The organism is Clostridium sp. LS3 (assembly GCF_055330225.1).
The window spans coordinates 2,661,225-2,677,465 of record NZ_CM143921.1; the positions used below are offsets into that span (position 1 = coordinate 2,661,225).

At 26.0% G+C, this 16,241-nt stretch carries 19 protein-coding genes; 1 reads left to right on the forward strand and 18 read right to left on the reverse strand.

The window, feature by feature from the left end:
* Window positions 1-129: 129 nt before the first annotated feature.
* From nrdG to ACZJV1_RS12510, 6 genes are all read right to left on the reverse strand, one after another.
* Complete coding sequence (gene nrdG / locus ACZJV1_RS12485) at window positions 130-630, reverse strand: anaerobic ribonucleoside-triphosphate reductase activating protein (RefSeq protein WP_463650328.1); 501 nt, start codon at window positions 628-630, stop codon at window positions 130-132.
* Between the two features lie 101 nt (window positions 631-731).
* Window positions 732-2,852, reverse strand: a complete 2,121-nt coding sequence (gene nrdD / locus ACZJV1_RS12490) for an anaerobic ribonucleoside-triphosphate reductase (protein WP_463650329.1) — start codon at window positions 2,850-2,852, stop codon at window positions 732-734.
* A 222-nt stretch (window positions 2,853-3,074) separates the two neighbouring features.
* Window positions 3,075-3,992, reverse strand: a complete 918-nt coding sequence (locus ACZJV1_RS12495) for a M15 family metallopeptidase (protein WP_463650330.1) — start codon at window positions 3,990-3,992, stop codon at window positions 3,075-3,077.
* Between the two features lie 116 nt (window positions 3,993-4,108).
* Window positions 4,109-4,609, reverse strand: a complete 501-nt coding sequence (locus ACZJV1_RS12500; RefSeq protein WP_411168228.1) for a hypothetical protein — start codon at window positions 4,607-4,609, stop codon at window positions 4,109-4,111.
* Window positions 4,610-4,841: 232 nt separating this feature from the next.
* Window positions 4,842-5,327, reverse strand: coding sequence for a cupin domain-containing protein (locus ACZJV1_RS12505; protein ID WP_411168229.1), 486 nt, complete (start codon window positions 5,325-5,327; stop codon window positions 4,842-4,844).
* Between the two features lie 144 nt (window positions 5,328-5,471).
* A complete protein-coding gene (locus ACZJV1_RS12510) occupies window positions 5,472-5,849 on the reverse strand; it encodes a VOC family protein (protein WP_411168230.1) in 378 nt (125 codons plus the stop codon).
* A gap of 495 nt (window positions 5,850-6,344) precedes the next feature.
* Here ACZJV1_RS12510 and ACZJV1_RS12515 point away from each other — a divergent pair, with 495 nt between their 5' ends.
* Window positions 6,345-7,277, forward strand: coding sequence for a TraB/GumN family protein (locus tag ACZJV1_RS12515; RefSeq protein WP_463650331.1), 933 nt, complete (start codon window positions 6,345-6,347; stop codon window positions 7,275-7,277).
* A 179-nt stretch (window positions 7,278-7,456) separates the two neighbouring features.
* Here ACZJV1_RS12515 and ACZJV1_RS12520 read toward each other — a convergent pair whose 3' ends face one another.
* The 12 genes from ACZJV1_RS12520 to ACZJV1_RS12575 all read right to left on the reverse strand — a co-directional run bounded on the left by ACZJV1_RS12520 (window position 7,457) and on the right by ACZJV1_RS12575 (window position 16,068).
* Window positions 7,457-7,657, reverse strand: coding sequence for a hypothetical protein (locus ACZJV1_RS12520; RefSeq protein WP_411168232.1), 201 nt, complete (start codon window positions 7,655-7,657; stop codon window positions 7,457-7,459).
* A gap of 16 nt (window positions 7,658-7,673) precedes the next feature.
* Window positions 7,674-8,465: a lipid II flippase Amj family protein gene (locus tag ACZJV1_RS12525; protein ID WP_463650332.1), complete on the reverse strand. Its 792-nt coding sequence runs from the start codon at window positions 8,463-8,465 to the stop codon at window positions 7,674-7,676.
* Between the two features lie 222 nt (window positions 8,466-8,687).
* Window positions 8,688-9,284 (reverse strand): signal peptidase I, encoded by a 597-nt coding sequence (gene lepB / locus ACZJV1_RS12530; protein ID WP_463650333.1) that lies wholly within the window; start codon window positions 9,282-9,284, stop codon window positions 8,688-8,690.
* Window positions 9,285-9,355: 71 nt separating this feature from the next.
* Window positions 9,356-9,874, reverse strand: a complete 519-nt coding sequence (locus ACZJV1_RS12535; RefSeq protein WP_463650334.1) for a GNAT family N-acetyltransferase — start codon at window positions 9,872-9,874, stop codon at window positions 9,356-9,358.
* A gap of 16 nt (window positions 9,875-9,890) precedes the next feature.
* Entirely contained in the window at window positions 9,891-10,064 is a 174-nt protein-coding gene (locus ACZJV1_RS12540) for a hypothetical protein (RefSeq protein WP_411168236.1), read from the reverse strand.
* A gap of 31 nt (window positions 10,065-10,095) precedes the next feature.
* Complete coding sequence (locus tag ACZJV1_RS12545; RefSeq protein WP_411168237.1) at window positions 10,096-10,374, reverse strand: hypothetical protein; 279 nt, start codon at window positions 10,372-10,374, stop codon at window positions 10,096-10,098.
* A 171-nt stretch (window positions 10,375-10,545) separates the two neighbouring features.
* Window positions 10,546-11,691, reverse strand: a complete 1,146-nt coding sequence (locus ACZJV1_RS12550) for an ABC transporter permease (RefSeq protein ID WP_463650335.1) — start codon at window positions 11,689-11,691, stop codon at window positions 10,546-10,548.
* The gene (locus ACZJV1_RS12555) at window positions 11,666-12,829 is read right to left on the reverse strand and encodes an ABC transporter permease (RefSeq protein ID WP_463650336.1); all 1,164 of its coding nucleotides are present in this window, start codon (window positions 12,827-12,829) and stop codon (window positions 11,666-11,668) included. Before ACZJV1_RS12555 ends, ACZJV1_RS12550 begins: the two co-directional genes overlap by 26 nt.
* Window positions 12,830-12,840: 11 nt before the next feature.
* Window positions 12,841-13,776 carry an ABC transporter ATP-binding protein gene (locus ACZJV1_RS12560; protein ID WP_463650337.1) on the reverse strand — a complete coding sequence of 312 codons (936 nt, stop codon included), beginning with the start codon at window positions 13,774-13,776 and terminating at the stop codon, window positions 12,841-12,843.
* A gap of 341 nt (window positions 13,777-14,117) precedes the next feature.
* A complete protein-coding gene (locus tag ACZJV1_RS12565; protein WP_463650338.1) occupies window positions 14,118-14,753 on the reverse strand; it encodes a response regulator transcription factor in 636 nt (211 codons plus the stop codon).
* 19 nt (window positions 14,754-14,772) lie between these two features.
* Entirely contained in the window at window positions 14,773-15,858 is a 1,086-nt protein-coding gene (locus ACZJV1_RS12570; protein ID WP_463650339.1) for a sensor histidine kinase, read from the reverse strand.
* A gap of 33 nt (window positions 15,859-15,891) precedes the next feature.
* A complete protein-coding gene (locus tag ACZJV1_RS12575; RefSeq protein ID WP_463650340.1) occupies window positions 15,892-16,068 on the reverse strand; it encodes a hypothetical protein in 177 nt (58 codons plus the stop codon).
* Window positions 16,069-16,241 lie beyond the last annotated feature (173 nt).

Sequence of the window (16,241 nt, forward strand, 5' to 3'; positions counted from 1 at the left end):
AATTACTAAAAGTCTTATTAATCATATCTTCAAAACTTTAAACTCTTATACTTTCCTAAAATAAAAAAATAGACATTTAGCAAAATTATCTTTATCAAACTAAATGCCCTTTATTATTTAATAATAAATTTAAAGTTCTATTTCTATTACTTTATTATTCTTAATACTCTGCAAAACATCTATTACTCTTTGGTTACTTGATCCTCTATATCTTAAAGATATATCCCTTTTATCTATTTCAAATCTACCATCTACTATAATATCAACTAGAGATAAAATTTCTCTTCTATTATTATCTTTTATTATATCTTCGTATAAATATCCTGACCATAGCCAAATACTCTTCCCAGTTTCTTCTTTTATTCTCTTTAGTAAATTAATTAAATCTCTATCATGGATTTGATCCATAGGTTCTCCACCTAATATATTTACCCCTTTTACATTAGGATCTTTTATATATTCTATAAACTCATTTTCTACTTCTTTTGTCCACTTATTACCGTAATTAAAATTCTGTAATTCTTTATTAAAACAACCCTCGCAATTATTAGTACATCCGCTTACAAACAAAGTTGTTCTTATGTTAGGTCCATTGCTAACATCAAATTTTCTTATTTTAGCATAATTCATTCTAGCATCCCCTTAAACCTAAAAACTAGTTTAATTTTTCCCCCTAAAATAAATAACATATTTATAAATATGCTTTTTTACTTTAGGGGGATCATTATTAATTATAAATGAAGAACTCTGTCTCCAATCTCAGCAGTTCTGCCCTTATTCCAGAAATTAGTTCCTATATATCCACAAGTTCTTCTCATTACTTGCATTTCAGCTTCATCTTTATTTCCACAAGATGGACAATGCCACTTTAAATTATCATCTAGTTTTATTTCACCTGTGTATCCGCACTTATAACATACATCAGGCTTCGTATTTATTTCTGCATATTGAATATTATGATATATAAAGTTAATTATCTGTTCTATAGCATCTAAGTTTTTACTCATATCAGGAACTTCAATATAAGAAATACACCCACCTAAACTTATATTATGGAATTGAGATTCAAATTTTAATTTACTAAATGCATCAATTTCTTCACATACGTGAACATGATAAGAATTAGTATAATATAACTTATCTGTTACATTTGGAATCATACCAAATTTACTTCTATCTAATCTGCAAAATCTATATATTAAATTTTCTGCTGGTGTTCCATATAAACTAAACCCTAAGCCAGTTTCTTTTTTCCACTTTTGGCAAGCATTATTCATATGATTCATTACATCTAATGCAAACTTTTCTCCTTCTTTGGTTGTATGACTTTCTCCAAGCATAGCTTGCGCCATTTCATATATACCTACATAACCTAATGATAATGTAGAATATCCATCTTTAAGTAATTTATCAATATTCTCTTCTTTTTCTAACCTTGCTATTGCACCATGTTGCCAATGAATTGGAGATACATCTGAGGAAGTTCCAAGAAGCATATTATGTCTAGTTAAAAGTGCTTCTTTACAAAGCTCTAATCTTTGATTTAGCATATCCCAAAATAATTCCATATCTCCATCTGCTATTATTCCAATTTGAGGTAAGTTTAAACTAATTACGCCTTGGTTAAATCTACCATACCACTTATAATTACCTTCTTCATCTTTCCATGGGCTTAAATGTGATCTACATCCCATTGGTGGAAAAGTATTTCCTTCATAATTCATTCTCATAATTTTAGCTGATTGATAGTCTGGAACAAGTCTTCTTGCTGTACATTTTGCAGCTAATTTAGTTATATAATCGTATTTTCCACCTTCTAGGCAATTATGTTCATCAAGTAAATAAACAAGCTTTGGGAAGGCTTCTCCTATTTCTTGACCTTTATAATTCTTCATTCCTTCTAATCTTTGCTTTATCATTTCTTCACAAATTAAAGCCATTTCTTCTTCGTATTCATTACCTTCTTCAATCTCTAGATAAATTGTACTAAAAGGAGCCTGTCCATTTGTTGTTTGTAAGGTAGATAATTGATATCTTATGGTTTGAACACCATCTCTTAACTCTTTAAGCTTCATATCTTTAGCTAAATCTCTTGCAAGCTCTTCATTGTTATATTTTTCTAAATACATTTTATATGTTTTTTCTTCGGTAACTCTTAAAAATTTAGCAAGATGCTTTATTGTTATACTTTGACCCCCAAATTGATTACTCGCAACTTGAGCCATTATTTGAGTAGTAACAGTACATGCTGTGCTAAAAGATTTTGGTGTTTCTACTAATTTATCATTTATAACTGTACCGTTATTTAACATATCTTCTAAATTAATTAAACAACAATTAAAAATATTAGAAAGAGTATAGTCCATATCATGCCAGTGTATTATTCCTTCATCATGCGCTTGAACAATATGAGTTGGTATAAGTCTTCTTCTTGATATATCTTTTGAAACTTCACCTGCAATTAAATCTCTTTGCGTCGCTGCTATAACTGAATTTTTATTTGAGTTTTCCTTTATAACATCTTCATTTGTTTTATTTAAAAGACTTAATATACTTTCATCTGTTGTATTTGTATTTCTTTTAAATTCTTGTACTGCTCTATATCCTTCGTATGACTTAGCCGTTACGATTTGTCCATAATGAACTAATCTATCATAAACATAAGACTCTATTTTATGTATAGTTGGGGTATCTCCTTGCTTGCTAAAATATTTTTCAGCATCACTAGCTATAAGCTTTGCTATATCAGCTAAGTAAATACCACTTCCATTCTTCATTGCTTTAGAAATAGCATCCCTTATTTTCCCCTTGTCGAACTCAACTATACTTCCATCTCTTTTAATAACTTTCATTTAACAAATCTACTCCCCTTAAAAGTTCTAAAAACTCAATATTTTATCTTTTCTTAATCGCTCATTTTTTAATTATACAATAAAATATTTTTAATTGCATTTTTATAAGTTCTCATTTTTTTAAACAATCATCATTAAATTACATGTATCTTAATTTATTCTTGTTTTATGGCTATGGTTAATATAATTTATTTCAAAAAAAATGTCATGCTTTGCATGACATCAGATTATTTTGCAATCTATAATTTTTATAATTCTTTCGATTTTTTCATCTATAGGGACGCCTTCATACCATTTCCCTTCATTTAGTTTTGATAAATCCCCAAAATACTTACTCTTTAATATTACTTCTGGCCTATATTCAAAATGTAATATATCAAAGTGTGACCATTTACCACCCCAAACAAATCCATTGTCCTCAAATATCTTTACTAACTCTTTAGGATATCCTTCTATTCTTTTACTACCTTTAGCCTTGTCTACCCATTTCCAATAATCTGCATTGTTTCTATTTAAGTCTATTGCAATTCCATAAGCATGTGGACTAAGTCTTCCTGTATCTTGAATAACTCTATAATTATATGTACCGTTTATGGGAAATACATAACTACTTACATATCCATCTCTAGATATTAACTCCTTAGCTCCATTTAAAGATTTTTTAAGAGATTCACCTGCTTTAGCGTTTTTATTAAACATTATATTTCCACATCCTGTTGAGAAATTAGATAGGTTTTTTTCTATTTCGTTTCTATTGCTTCCATAGATAGCATTAAGAAAAGAATAGGATCTTCCTCTTCCTGGATCTATATTATCTAAAACTGAATCAATACTATTTAAAGGGTATATTATTTCTAAAGTATCTTGAATATCTGCATTTGAAATCTTCTCTTCTTTTCCTTTTTCCTTTTTATCATCATATAGTACTTTTTTTCCATTCTTAAGTATTAAATAAACAAAAGAATCCTGTGACACCTCTATATCTTCTATTTCATCTTCATAAGCTACCATTAACACTAATAAATCTCTTTTAATATTGTTTTTATATTCATTATCATCTAAAGTTAAACTGTATGTCTTACACAATGCTAAATTCAGAAATGAAACTATTATTAGAACCATACCTATTAATTTTTTCATAACATCACCTACTTATAAAAATTATATTTTTATTATTCCTTAAATAGATTAATGCTACTCTAATAATTCAATAGATTTTTCTTCAAGTAAAGGAAAAGTAAAGATAACTACTCCCGTTAGTAACCATCTACTATATCTACATCTTCTTCCTCATTTGTAGTTATATTTATTTTTAGTTTACCTTTACAATCACTTCCTATTATTTTAATTCTACTATTCCCTTTTTTTATATCAAATTTGCTCCTACCTTCTTGAGATTGCTCTAAAACTTTTATAACATTATCATTTGGATCTATTAATACTACTTTAAATTTTCCAGATTCTATTTTAGAATCAAATTCTATATCTATTGTTGAATCATTTTTAGAACTAATTTCCCAAATAGTCTCCATCCCTGAAAACTTAAAGGACATATTAGTATATCCTTTTTCATTTATTCCTCTCTTATATAAATAAGAGTAATTATCATTTAATGCTACTATTTTTGAATTATCTGTATAAATACTTTTTCTATTATTTCCTATATAAAACCTATCAATAAATCTATTTATTGTTATAATTCCTCCCGATACTATAACTATTGCAATAATAATATAAATAAGTTTTTTAGACTTCATCTCTTTCACTTCTCCAATTTTCAATAAACTCCGAGGCATATTATACCATATAATTACAGTTTATGTATATATTATAAGAAAAAAAGTAATAAACTTACCTCATAATAAGATAAATTTATCACTTTTTAGATAATTCTTTATATAATTAATAATTGGAGTTACTGACTTACATTTAGTTTTAATATTATTATAATTTTCTTTCTCTTTATAATAACTTTTAAACGTTAAAATATTAATTATTATTTGTTTCTCTAGTAAGCTTCAATATTGTTTCTTCATGCTCTGGATATAAGTTTAAAAGCTCTTTTCTTTCAAACAATTCAAAGTCATCAAATTCAAATGCTGGTGCAACCATGCATCCAACTAAAGCAAACCCATCATTGTTCATTGCAGATCCAAATATATATCCTTTTGGAACTAATACCTGTGGAACTTCTCCATTTTCTATATTAATACCAAGCTGTTTTGCTATAAGTTCTCCTTCCGGGCTTATCATATAAATAGTAAGTGCTTCACCATCATGATAATACCATAATTCATCAGATTTTAATCTATGAAAGTTTGATACTTCACCTGTCTTTAAAAGAAAATATATACTACTCCATAGTTTTTTATCTTTTCTTACTTCATCATTTGATAAAAATGATTCTTTAAAATATCCACCTTCTACATGTGAAGTCATGTTTAAACTTTCTATGTAATATTCTGCATTTTTCATTTTTATACCTCCATTTAATATCTATACTATATTTTACCTATTAATATTATATAATAAATTTAAAAACTATACATAATATATTTTGAAAGTAAAATTAAATAAGGCTTATCATATTTAATTATAATAAGCCTTATTTATAAACCTCTAATCTTCTCTTACTAAATATTGATTTCCATCTTCATCAAAGAAAGAAAACATAGAACCGTATGGCATTTTCATAAGTTCTCCAACTTTAACTTCATTTCCTTTAATTTTGTTATATGTTTCTTCAATATTACTAGTGCTTAGTATTATTGATGGATGTTCTACATTTGCTTGTGGATTTTGAGCTTTCATTAACTCTTTATTATATAAAACAAAAGTTGTGAATTCATCTTCACTTGGACCTACTTCTATCCATTTCATATTTGGCCCCATAGCTTGCTCAAATTTAACTACAAAATTTAATTTTTTAGTCCAAAATTCTTTTGCCTTTTCTTGATCATTAACGTATATAGTTATTTTACCTATTTTATTTATCATAAGTATCCCTCCTAAAATTTATATTTTAATTATAACCTAAAATATCGATCTTTAGCTAGATATTATCTTTTTTATGTAGTGTTTTTTTACTACTCTATTAAAAATTTTACTTTCTAATAATTTAAATTTTATTTCTAGACTATTTTATTTAAATAAAGATACTCCATCATCTTATAGCAAATCTACATCACCATTTTTTCTTGACATATATCCATCTAAGCTTACTGCAATATATAATACAACTTTTCTCTTCATAATAATATTCTCCTATTTCTATATTATTTACATAAATATTAATAATACAATTTGACTAGCTTATTTTTTCTAATTTTAACATAATAAACTATAATATAAACTCTTAATAGTAATTTACTAAAAAAATTTATAAGTACTTATATAGTAAGTTATATTATATAAAGTCTCCTATGAATATAAAACCATTTATGGTAAAATATAGTTTAACATAAAATAAATTACTTTAAGGAGGTAAAATATATGAGAAGTATTTTAAAACTGAAAAATTTTCTTTGTTTCTTTCTTATTACTTTCTTCATATCTATATCAGTTGCATGTGATAATAATAATAAAGCTATTGAAAAAGAAACTGCTAGGGGGTATATTTGGGAGGCTACTAATGGAACTAATAGTGTAACTTTAGTTGGAACTATGCATATTGGTGACAATAAAATTAATTTTTTAAATGATGATATTAAAAAAATAATTGATGAAACTGATGTATTATCTGTAGAACTCGATTTATCTGAAAAAGAAACTATCGAAAAAGCTCAATCATCTGGATATTTAAAAAACGGTGAAACTATAGATAATTATTTAACTGAAAGTGAAACTGAAAAATTATCTTCTATATTTAAATCTTTAAGTCCCAATTTAAATATAGATAGTATTAAATATTTAAATCCCCCATCTTTGTGTAGCTTATTAACTAAACTATGTTGTGCTAAAGCTGGTATACTTGGAAATGGATTAGATTTATTAATGATTAATGAAATGAAGCAACATAACGCTGCCAGAGATACTATAGTTATAAATGAACTGGAGGGAGTTGATTCACAAATTATTGCTGGAAATAAAACTTTTACTTGGAATTATATAAAAGAGTATATAAATAATTACTCTGATTCTAATATAGATAAGGAAGTTGATTATGCAATAAATTCTCTTAATGCCTATAAAAATGGTGATATTGAATTTATTGAAGAATCAAATAATAAGATTAAAAGTGATAACCCAGAAGTTTATAAAATAATGATTACTGATAGAAACATTGATATGGCAAATAAAATAGATGAATTAATTAGAGATGATAAAAAACATACCGTCGCAGTTGGTTCTGGCCATTTTATCGGTGATGATAACATATTAAAATTATTAGAAGAAAAAGGCTACACAATAACACGAATAAATTAATATACTTTAACTTCTATAAAAATTAATAGGTAATAAATATTTTTATTATATAAAGATATTTATTACCTATTCTTAATTTCATGTTCTTAATTTCATGCTTATTTTTAAACTTCTTCCCACTTCTTAATTTTGAATATATTCTTAATTTTTATTAAATAAGAATACATAAACTATTAAAGTTATTTTTTCTTTTGATTTATAACTATATAGATTTTATTTATAGAAAAAATTATAGTTAATATTACTATAATACCTGTAAGCCACTTAAAAAATTCAGGAATATTTATATCTCTTAATAGATATGCCCATAATTTTGCACAAAAAAGTCCTAAAATCAAAAGCAATATATTACTAACTTTAAAAGTTTCATTATTCTCCATTTCCTCTTCACTCACCTTATATAAAATTAGCTACAAAAGCAATTAAATATGATGCTGGTACAAATAATACCAACGCTACGAAGGTACCTACAACTTTACTTCCTACCATAGCTATAACACAAGCCCTAAAATCTTCTACACTACATTTACCATCTACAACATCATCAGTCATAATAGATAAATGTGGATCAATAAAAATTGATGTAAGTATTGTTGCTGTTCCATTAATTATTGGTGATAAAGATAAACAAGTCATTCTAAGCTCTGGAGCTATACTTGCTGCATATATTGGTGCAAAGGCTCCTGCCGTAATAATAGCTACAGAAATAAAATTATAAAATAAGATCTTCTTAGGAAGTCTTCTGTAATCTATACTTGTTAAACTTTCTTTTACTGGAATTGCTATACTATCTTTCATATACTTTATACCATTTTTTGAAACACTATGGATAATAAGTTTAGGGATAGATCTTTCTACTGAAAAATGATTTACTGCCTTACTAAACATTTGTTGAAAAGTTGGTATTAAAAAAGCTCCAGCTATACTTGCAATTCCTGAAACTATAATTATTAAATTAAATATAGTCATTAAATCTCCACTACTAGGATTACTTTCTACAAATTTTGTTAATAAAGGAGTTTGAAACGTTAATGCTGTTCTAGAAACAAGCATCAATACATTAAAAACTGCAAAGGTAACAGCTATCTTACCAGTTCTAACACCTACTAACCTAACTGAATAGGCTAATGTTCCAATTAATGAAATTATAAAGTTTAATATTAAAACAATTATAATTTGAGTATCCAACCCATATCACATCCTTGAATATTATTTTTGAATACATAAGGTATTTCTTCATTATTTCTAACTTCTTTTCTCACAATATCCTTCGTAATATTAATTTCCTTGAAAATTATAGTAATTTTAATTATATATAAATAAATCTGTAACTTAAACATAATTTTATAATCTTAATACATTTGCAATAATTAAAATAAAACATAATAAAAAAGTGGAAAAATCCACTTTTTATTCTAGAAATCCAAATCTATTTAATGGTGATAATCTAAATACTGCTTTTCCTTCAACTTGATTAATATTAATAAGTCCAAACTCTCTACTATCTTTACTTACCTCTCTATTATCTCCTAATACAAATAAAGTTCCCTCTTTTACCTTAACTGAAAGTACAGTATCTTTACTATAGGTCGTACCCTTAGCGTATGTTTCTTCTAACTTTTCACCATTTAAATATACATATCCATCTTTTATATCTATTTCATCTCCAGGTATTCCAATTACTCTTTTAACAAGTCTTGTTCTTGTATCAGTATTATATGAAACTGAAGCTACTTCTTTTAAGTATTCATAGCTTTCTTCAAATATGTTACCTTTTTCTCCGTTATCAAAAAATATTATAATATCTCCTCTTTTAGGCTCTGTAAAATTGTAACTTAATTTATCAACTATAAGTTTTTCGTTATTATATAGTGTATTTTCCATAGATTCCTGCTGAACCTTAGCACTAGCTAAAGCCTTTGTATTTACTACGGTTACTATTATGCTGCTCCCTATTATAGTTAAAAAAATCCCTCTAATTTCTTTTATAGCATTTTTATATTTCAAGATAATGTCTCCTTATCTCCATATTTATAATTAAGCTGTCTATAATTTTTTTATATTTGATTTTATTAATTCTAATTATGTTTAAATTCTTTACTTAATATTGCCATCATATGCACATCATGAAATTCATTATTTATAAAAAGAGCTTCTCTTTTTGTTCCCTCAAATTTAAATCCTGCCTTTTCATACATAGCTCTAGCACGAGGATTATAATCAAAAACTTCTAATTCAACTCTATTTAAATTTAGTTCTGTAAATGCGATCTCTAAAGCTTTCTTAGTTGCTTTTAATCCAATACCCTTACTAAAGTTATCCTTATCGAATATAGCTATTCTAAAACTACATGATTTATACTCATCATCTATATCCATAAGTACTACTTCTCCAAGAATTTGATGATTATCACATATTAGTAAATGTCTTCTCTCCCCATTATTTATAGATTTCTCAATAAATAATTCTATTTCTTCTTTTGTAGGGTAGTTTGTTGTTCCAGTATAATAAAACATTTCTTGGTCTGGATTTTCAAATCCTACCTCCCAGTATTCATTTACATCTAATTTATTTAATAGTCTCAAGTTAATTTCCATATTTTCTCCCCTCTTATTAGTTATTTTCTCTCCACTCTTTTTCGTTAATACTCGTCTTTATAGCTCTTTTCATAACCGATTCAATATTTTCTAAATTATCCTTTATGGCATGACTAACTGCAAGTCTTATTATAAAATATAGAGCTAAAATAGGTATTGTAATATATAGAAGCAAAAAAAAGATTTCCATAGTTCTCCTCCTATAAACTTTATTATTTTTCTTAATAAATAGCCGATGTTATAATTAATGTGCCTCCTATAATTGTTAATAATAATATTGAAGCAATAGTTACTACTAATATAATCATATCAATATTTTTATTAATTTTATATTTTCTAGATACTATAAATGTTATTACCCCAATTAAAATAGATACTATCCAAACTAAATAGAAATTTAACTTAGATAGTAAATTAGATTCATTAAACAATAACATAACTATCCAAATATTAACTGCTATTAAAATACTTAAAATTATATATAATACTACCTTTTTCATCAGAATTTCCTTTCCCTTATACATTTATCATTTAATTATTTAAATGATAAATGCAAAGATAGTAGTTAAACTCTTTTATAGGTATTTTACCATAAAACTTTACCAACTGTAAACTTTTAACAAAAAAGCTACACATTAGTGTAGCTTCCTACTTTATATATCTCAAAATTATTAATTTATACTAAGCTTTCTTTCTTCTTTAGAAGTTTTATAGATTCCAATAACAAAAAATGCTACTGCAAATAATACTATTATAATTAAATATTTATATATCTCATTAAAGCTTGCCCCTTGCTGTATATCTATTATTGATTGAATAGCCCATCTAACAGGAGTAAAATATGATATTTTTTCTATTATAGGCGGCATTATTTCTATTGGTACAAAAGCTCCTCCTATCATTACCATTATTATATTAGCAAAATTAAATATATTAGAAGCCTCAGTTATATTTTTAGCAAAAGATCTACAACATATTGCAAGACTAATTGAAACAAGGCCTACAAGGCTTAATATTGCAAATAATTCTAAAGTGCTAACTCCAACTTGTACTTTAAGAAATTTTATACCAAGAATACTTAGACTAACTTGAAGTAATATTGATATATATCCACTTATTGCATCAGCAACATAATATTCATATGTCTTTATAGGAGCCATAAATATTCTATTATATACATTTTCTTCCTTTTCCTTAAATACTCTATATGAAGTACTCATTCCTCTTATAAGCATAAACATTATTATAAAACCAATAAACGTTTGACTAAAAGAATACTCTTCATGTAAATCATTTAAACTTTCTCTTTCTAGCTTTATATATGAATTATTACTATAATTATCTAAAGATTTATAATATACCTCTTTATTTCCTTCTGCTGCTATTGCAATACTATTTATATTGCTCATTTGCTCATTTACTAAGTTTCTTATTATCATTCCAACATCATCATTTTCTACAGAAGTAATCTTTATTTGGTTTGTGTCACCTTTCAATAGACTATCTTCGAATCCACTAGTTACTTCTATAACTGCATTTATAGCATTTTCTGAAAATAAATCTTTCTTCTCATTTTGTTGGATTTCCCTTACATTAAATCCCTCATAATTCTTAATTGAATCTAGAATATCCTTGCTAGTTTTTGAACTATCATTATCGATAATGCCAACTGTTATACAGCCTGAATTCATATTAATTACATTTAACATAAGCAAAAGTATTAAAATAGGAGCAATAATAGACATAATAAACCCTATTGGCTTTTTTATTATAGCTATCTTTAAATTGTTTTTAATTAATACTATTATATTTTTCATTTATTCTATCACTCCTTCTCCCTACAATATAGATTAATAATATTGTAATTATTAAACTAATCAATCCAATTTCTAACCATCTAATTAAAGTTGATGAATCTCCTGAATAAATATATCTAAATATACTTATATTGAACCATCTCAACGGAGAAATATTAGTTATAAAATTTAATACTCTACCTAAGTTGTCATCTAATGCTATATATCCTCCACCTAAGAATACTAAAACTGGTATGATAATATTTTGTATTAGTGTTCCTGAAATTTCTTCTTCTTTAAAAATCATTGGTATTACAATACCTACTCCAATTACTATAGTTAAAAATGGTAACATTGCCAAAGGTACTATTAATAAATTTTTACCATAATTTATATCAAAAATAATATTACTTAATAAATAAGTTACCATTAATGTTCCAAAAGAATATAAGAAAAATCCAATAAATGATGATAGATAATATTTACTCGTAGATACCCCTGATAAACTTATTCTATCTTTTATACTATTTCTTCTATCATTTTTAATATTATATAGAGGTAATGTTACAAAATAAAATATCATAAGACCTATTTCTGCCACACCATAATAATCCATTGAACTTGGCTTTTCATTTAAAGTAATATTTTCTTCTTCTATATAATTCTTAGTGTTTTCAATCTTAACTATCTCATTAACCTTACTAGGATTTATACTATAAACCTCCATTATAGCATTAAACTTATTAGAAATTCCATTTAATACTCCATATACAAAGGATGCCTTTATTAAAGATTGACTATTAGAATAAAACTCTATAGTATCCCCCTTTAAATGTAACAATACAGCTCTATTAATTCTTACTTCTTTTTTTCCTTCCTCTATATCACTTATCTCTTTGAAAGTAATTGATAAATCCTCTTCATCATCTAATTTTGCATTCTTAAATGCATTTAAAACTTCTTTAGTTTTATCAGAACCTTCATCTAAATAGCATATAATTGTTTCATTCAAAACAGCTTTGTTGTTCACTTTATTAAAGTATGATGATAATGTACTTCCAATCAATAGTATTAAAAATAACGGAAAAAATATCATAAATAAATGATTCTTTTTATCTCTTATACAATGCAAAATTGTTGCTTTTATTATAGGAATCATAATTTTTCCTCCTAATCCCTTAACTTTTTCCCAGTTAAAGATAAAAATACTGTTTCTAATGTTATTTCTTTAAAACCTAAATCCGTTATTTTTAATTCTTGATCTGATACTACTTTTATTATCTTATCTAGATTGTTTACCTCTTTTGATGAAGCTATAATAAGGTTATTTTCATTTATAGATATATCTAAAACTCCTTCAACATTTCTTAGAGATTCAATATTTATCTTATAAATATCCTCAAGCCCTATATTTAGAGTTCTTTTGTCACTTACCATATCCTTTAACTCTTCTTTAGTTCCCTCAACTATTATTTTCCCTTGATCTATAATAGCAATTTTAGAACATAAAGCCTCCGCTTCTTCCATATAGTGAGTTGTATAAACTATAGTTACACCTTTTTTATTTAGTTCTTTAACAGACTGCATTATATGATTTCTAGATTGAGGATCTATCCCTACTGTTGGCTCATCCATAATTAATATCTTAGGCTTATGAATTATCGCACAAGCTATATTTAATCTTCTCAGCATACCACCTGAAAAATCCTTTGCTTTTTTATTTTTAAACTCCAAAAGTCCTGTAAATTCCAATGAATTTTCTATACCTTCCTTAAGTTCGCTACCTCTTAGCCCATAAAGTTCTCCAAAGAATTTAACATTTTCATAAGCTGTAAAATCACTATATATAGCAATATTTTGTGGAACTAGTCCTAAACATCTTCTTACCTTTAAAGAGTTTTTTCTTATATCCTCTCCTAAAACCTTAATCTCACCAGATGTAGGGTGTAAAAGCGAACAAATTATGCTTATAGTTGTACTTTTACCTGCTCCATTCGGTCCTAAAACTCCGTAAATTTCTCCTTCTTCTATCTTTAAATTAATATTATCAACTGCTATATTATCCTCATATTTTTTTACTAAATCTTTTATTTCTATAACTTCCATAATATTCTCCTCCTTAAGGCATCTTCAAAAAATAAATAAGTCAGAATGCTCGTCTATTTTGAGTTATACTGCGTCAACAGAACCCTTAGATAGTGCTACTATCTACGGAACCTGTTTCCTTGTCTAACTCAAAATATACTTCTCATCTTTGACTTGTTATTTATTTTCAGATGCCTAATATATCTTTACTAATATTATATAAAAAAGACCCTTCTAGAGAATCTAGCAAAGGTCATCTTTTAACTATGACAAAAGTCATATATTTCCTTCAGTTTTTAAGTAGTCTATGTAAGTTTATGTTGACTTGGAGCGTAGCGGCGGAATAAATAAATTTACATAGACTACTGTTCTCCTTTTATATAATGAATTGCAATTTGAGTTCTATGTGTTAGTCCAGTTTTTTGGAATATAGAGGTTATATAATTTTTAACTGTCCCCTCTGATATATATAAAGATTTTGAAATTTCCTTATTATTTAATCCTTCTGAAATAGCTTTCATAACTTCTAATTCTCTTTCAGTAAATATACTTTTATCTAATTTATTTTCTTTTATCTCTTCTTTATTTAAATTGCTGCTAAGCTTAATTAAAATTTCATCTTGAATAACACAATTTCCTTCACTAACCATTTTTATAGTTTCTATTATTTTATTAGGATGAGTATTTTTTAATAAATAACCTTTAGCGCCATTTCTTATTCCGTCCCTTATATATTCATCTTCATCAAAGGTAGTTAAAATAATTACTTTCGTATTTGTTTTTCTAGATATTTCGCCAGTTGCTATCACTCCATTAATTAAAGGCATTCTAACATCTAGCAATGCTATATCAACATGATTATTTAATAAAAATTCAATTGCATCTTTTCCATTTTCAAATGCTCCTACTACTTCAATTTCACTATGAGATGATAAAATGATCTTTAAACTTTCTCTAATTAAAGCATCATCATCTGCTAGTACTAGCTTTATACTCATTTTAGTTCCCCCTTATTAGTTAATAAGGAATTAAAATTATAACCCCAAATTCTTTATGGTAATTTACAATAAACTTTCCATCAATATTATTTACTTTATCTTCTATACTACTAAGACCTATTCCCTTTTTAAGCGTCTTACAGCCCTCTCCATTATCTTTTACCTCTAACTTTATAAATTTCTTTAAGACCTCTATATTAATTGTTATAAAATCTCCTCTAGAATATTTAATTGAATTAGTTGTAAGTTCAGTTATAGCTTGTATAAACAATAACCATATTCTTGAAGATATCTTATCTAAATCTCCTATGTAATTTACTTTTCCCTTAATGCTTGTCCCTTTTATTTTCTCATCTAGTATTTTTTTAATTCTATTAATACCTAGTTCTTCCTCTGCAGGCTTAATATTTCTCAGAGCCATTCTTATCTCTTCCATTCCAGCTCTTAAATTTTCGGTGCATGAATCTAACATAACGTATGCATTTTCTTTATCTGTATCTATTATAAGTTTAATAGCTTCTAGCTGAAGTAGGGTTCCTGAAATAGTATGGCCTATCTTATCATGAAGTCTTGTAGATATTTTATTTCTTTCTTCAAGTCTTGCTGTATGAAGAATTTGATCTTGTATATATCTTTCTTTAGCTAATTTGTCTTGAAGTTTATTTATAGACTTTCGTTGTTTTTCTTCTATATCCTCAACTCTTTTAAGTTTACTACATTGACTGTTATCCTTTATTATTGCTATTAATATAATAACTAAAATCATAATTATATCACTGAATTCCTGATACTTAAGTACTAAAAATAAAGGAGTACTAGCTAAAATTATCCCTAATACAACTCTTTTCTTTTCACTTATAAAATACTCAGCCATACTTAAGCTTATCATTAAAACTCCAAATTCAATATATCTCAAGGTAAATAAAAGTGAAAGTAAAACCTCTAATATAGTTAACATCTCAGATGAAAATCTGTATTTATTATATAAAACCCTTCTAATAAATGTAGTTATTATATAAATTAATATAATAACTACAACTGCTAAACTTAATTTATTAAGCTCTACACTTGTCCAGCTAATATATAAACATAAAACTATCTTCAATATTATGCATAAGTCATTATTTTTAATTTTCTATCACTCCACTTCATTTGAATTGTCTTTAATCATCTTTTCAAGTCTATTTAATCGAATATATAATTCTTTAAAGTGTAATGATATTTTTTCATCCTGAGCTTTTAGCTTATTAGGAATATAAAAAATAACATTATAAATAGTTAATAAAAGTATTAATATTAAAATTGCTCCTATCATAAATATTCTCCTAATATACTTAATTTTTTACTCTTTAGGAAATTATATTTTTATGTTTATTATAAATAACTATTGTAAGATATTTAGTTATTAAAGTTATCTCCTAAATAGTAAAAATATGAATATAGTGCGCGTGCAAGATTTTCCTCAGACAAGCTTCAGAAATGCACATG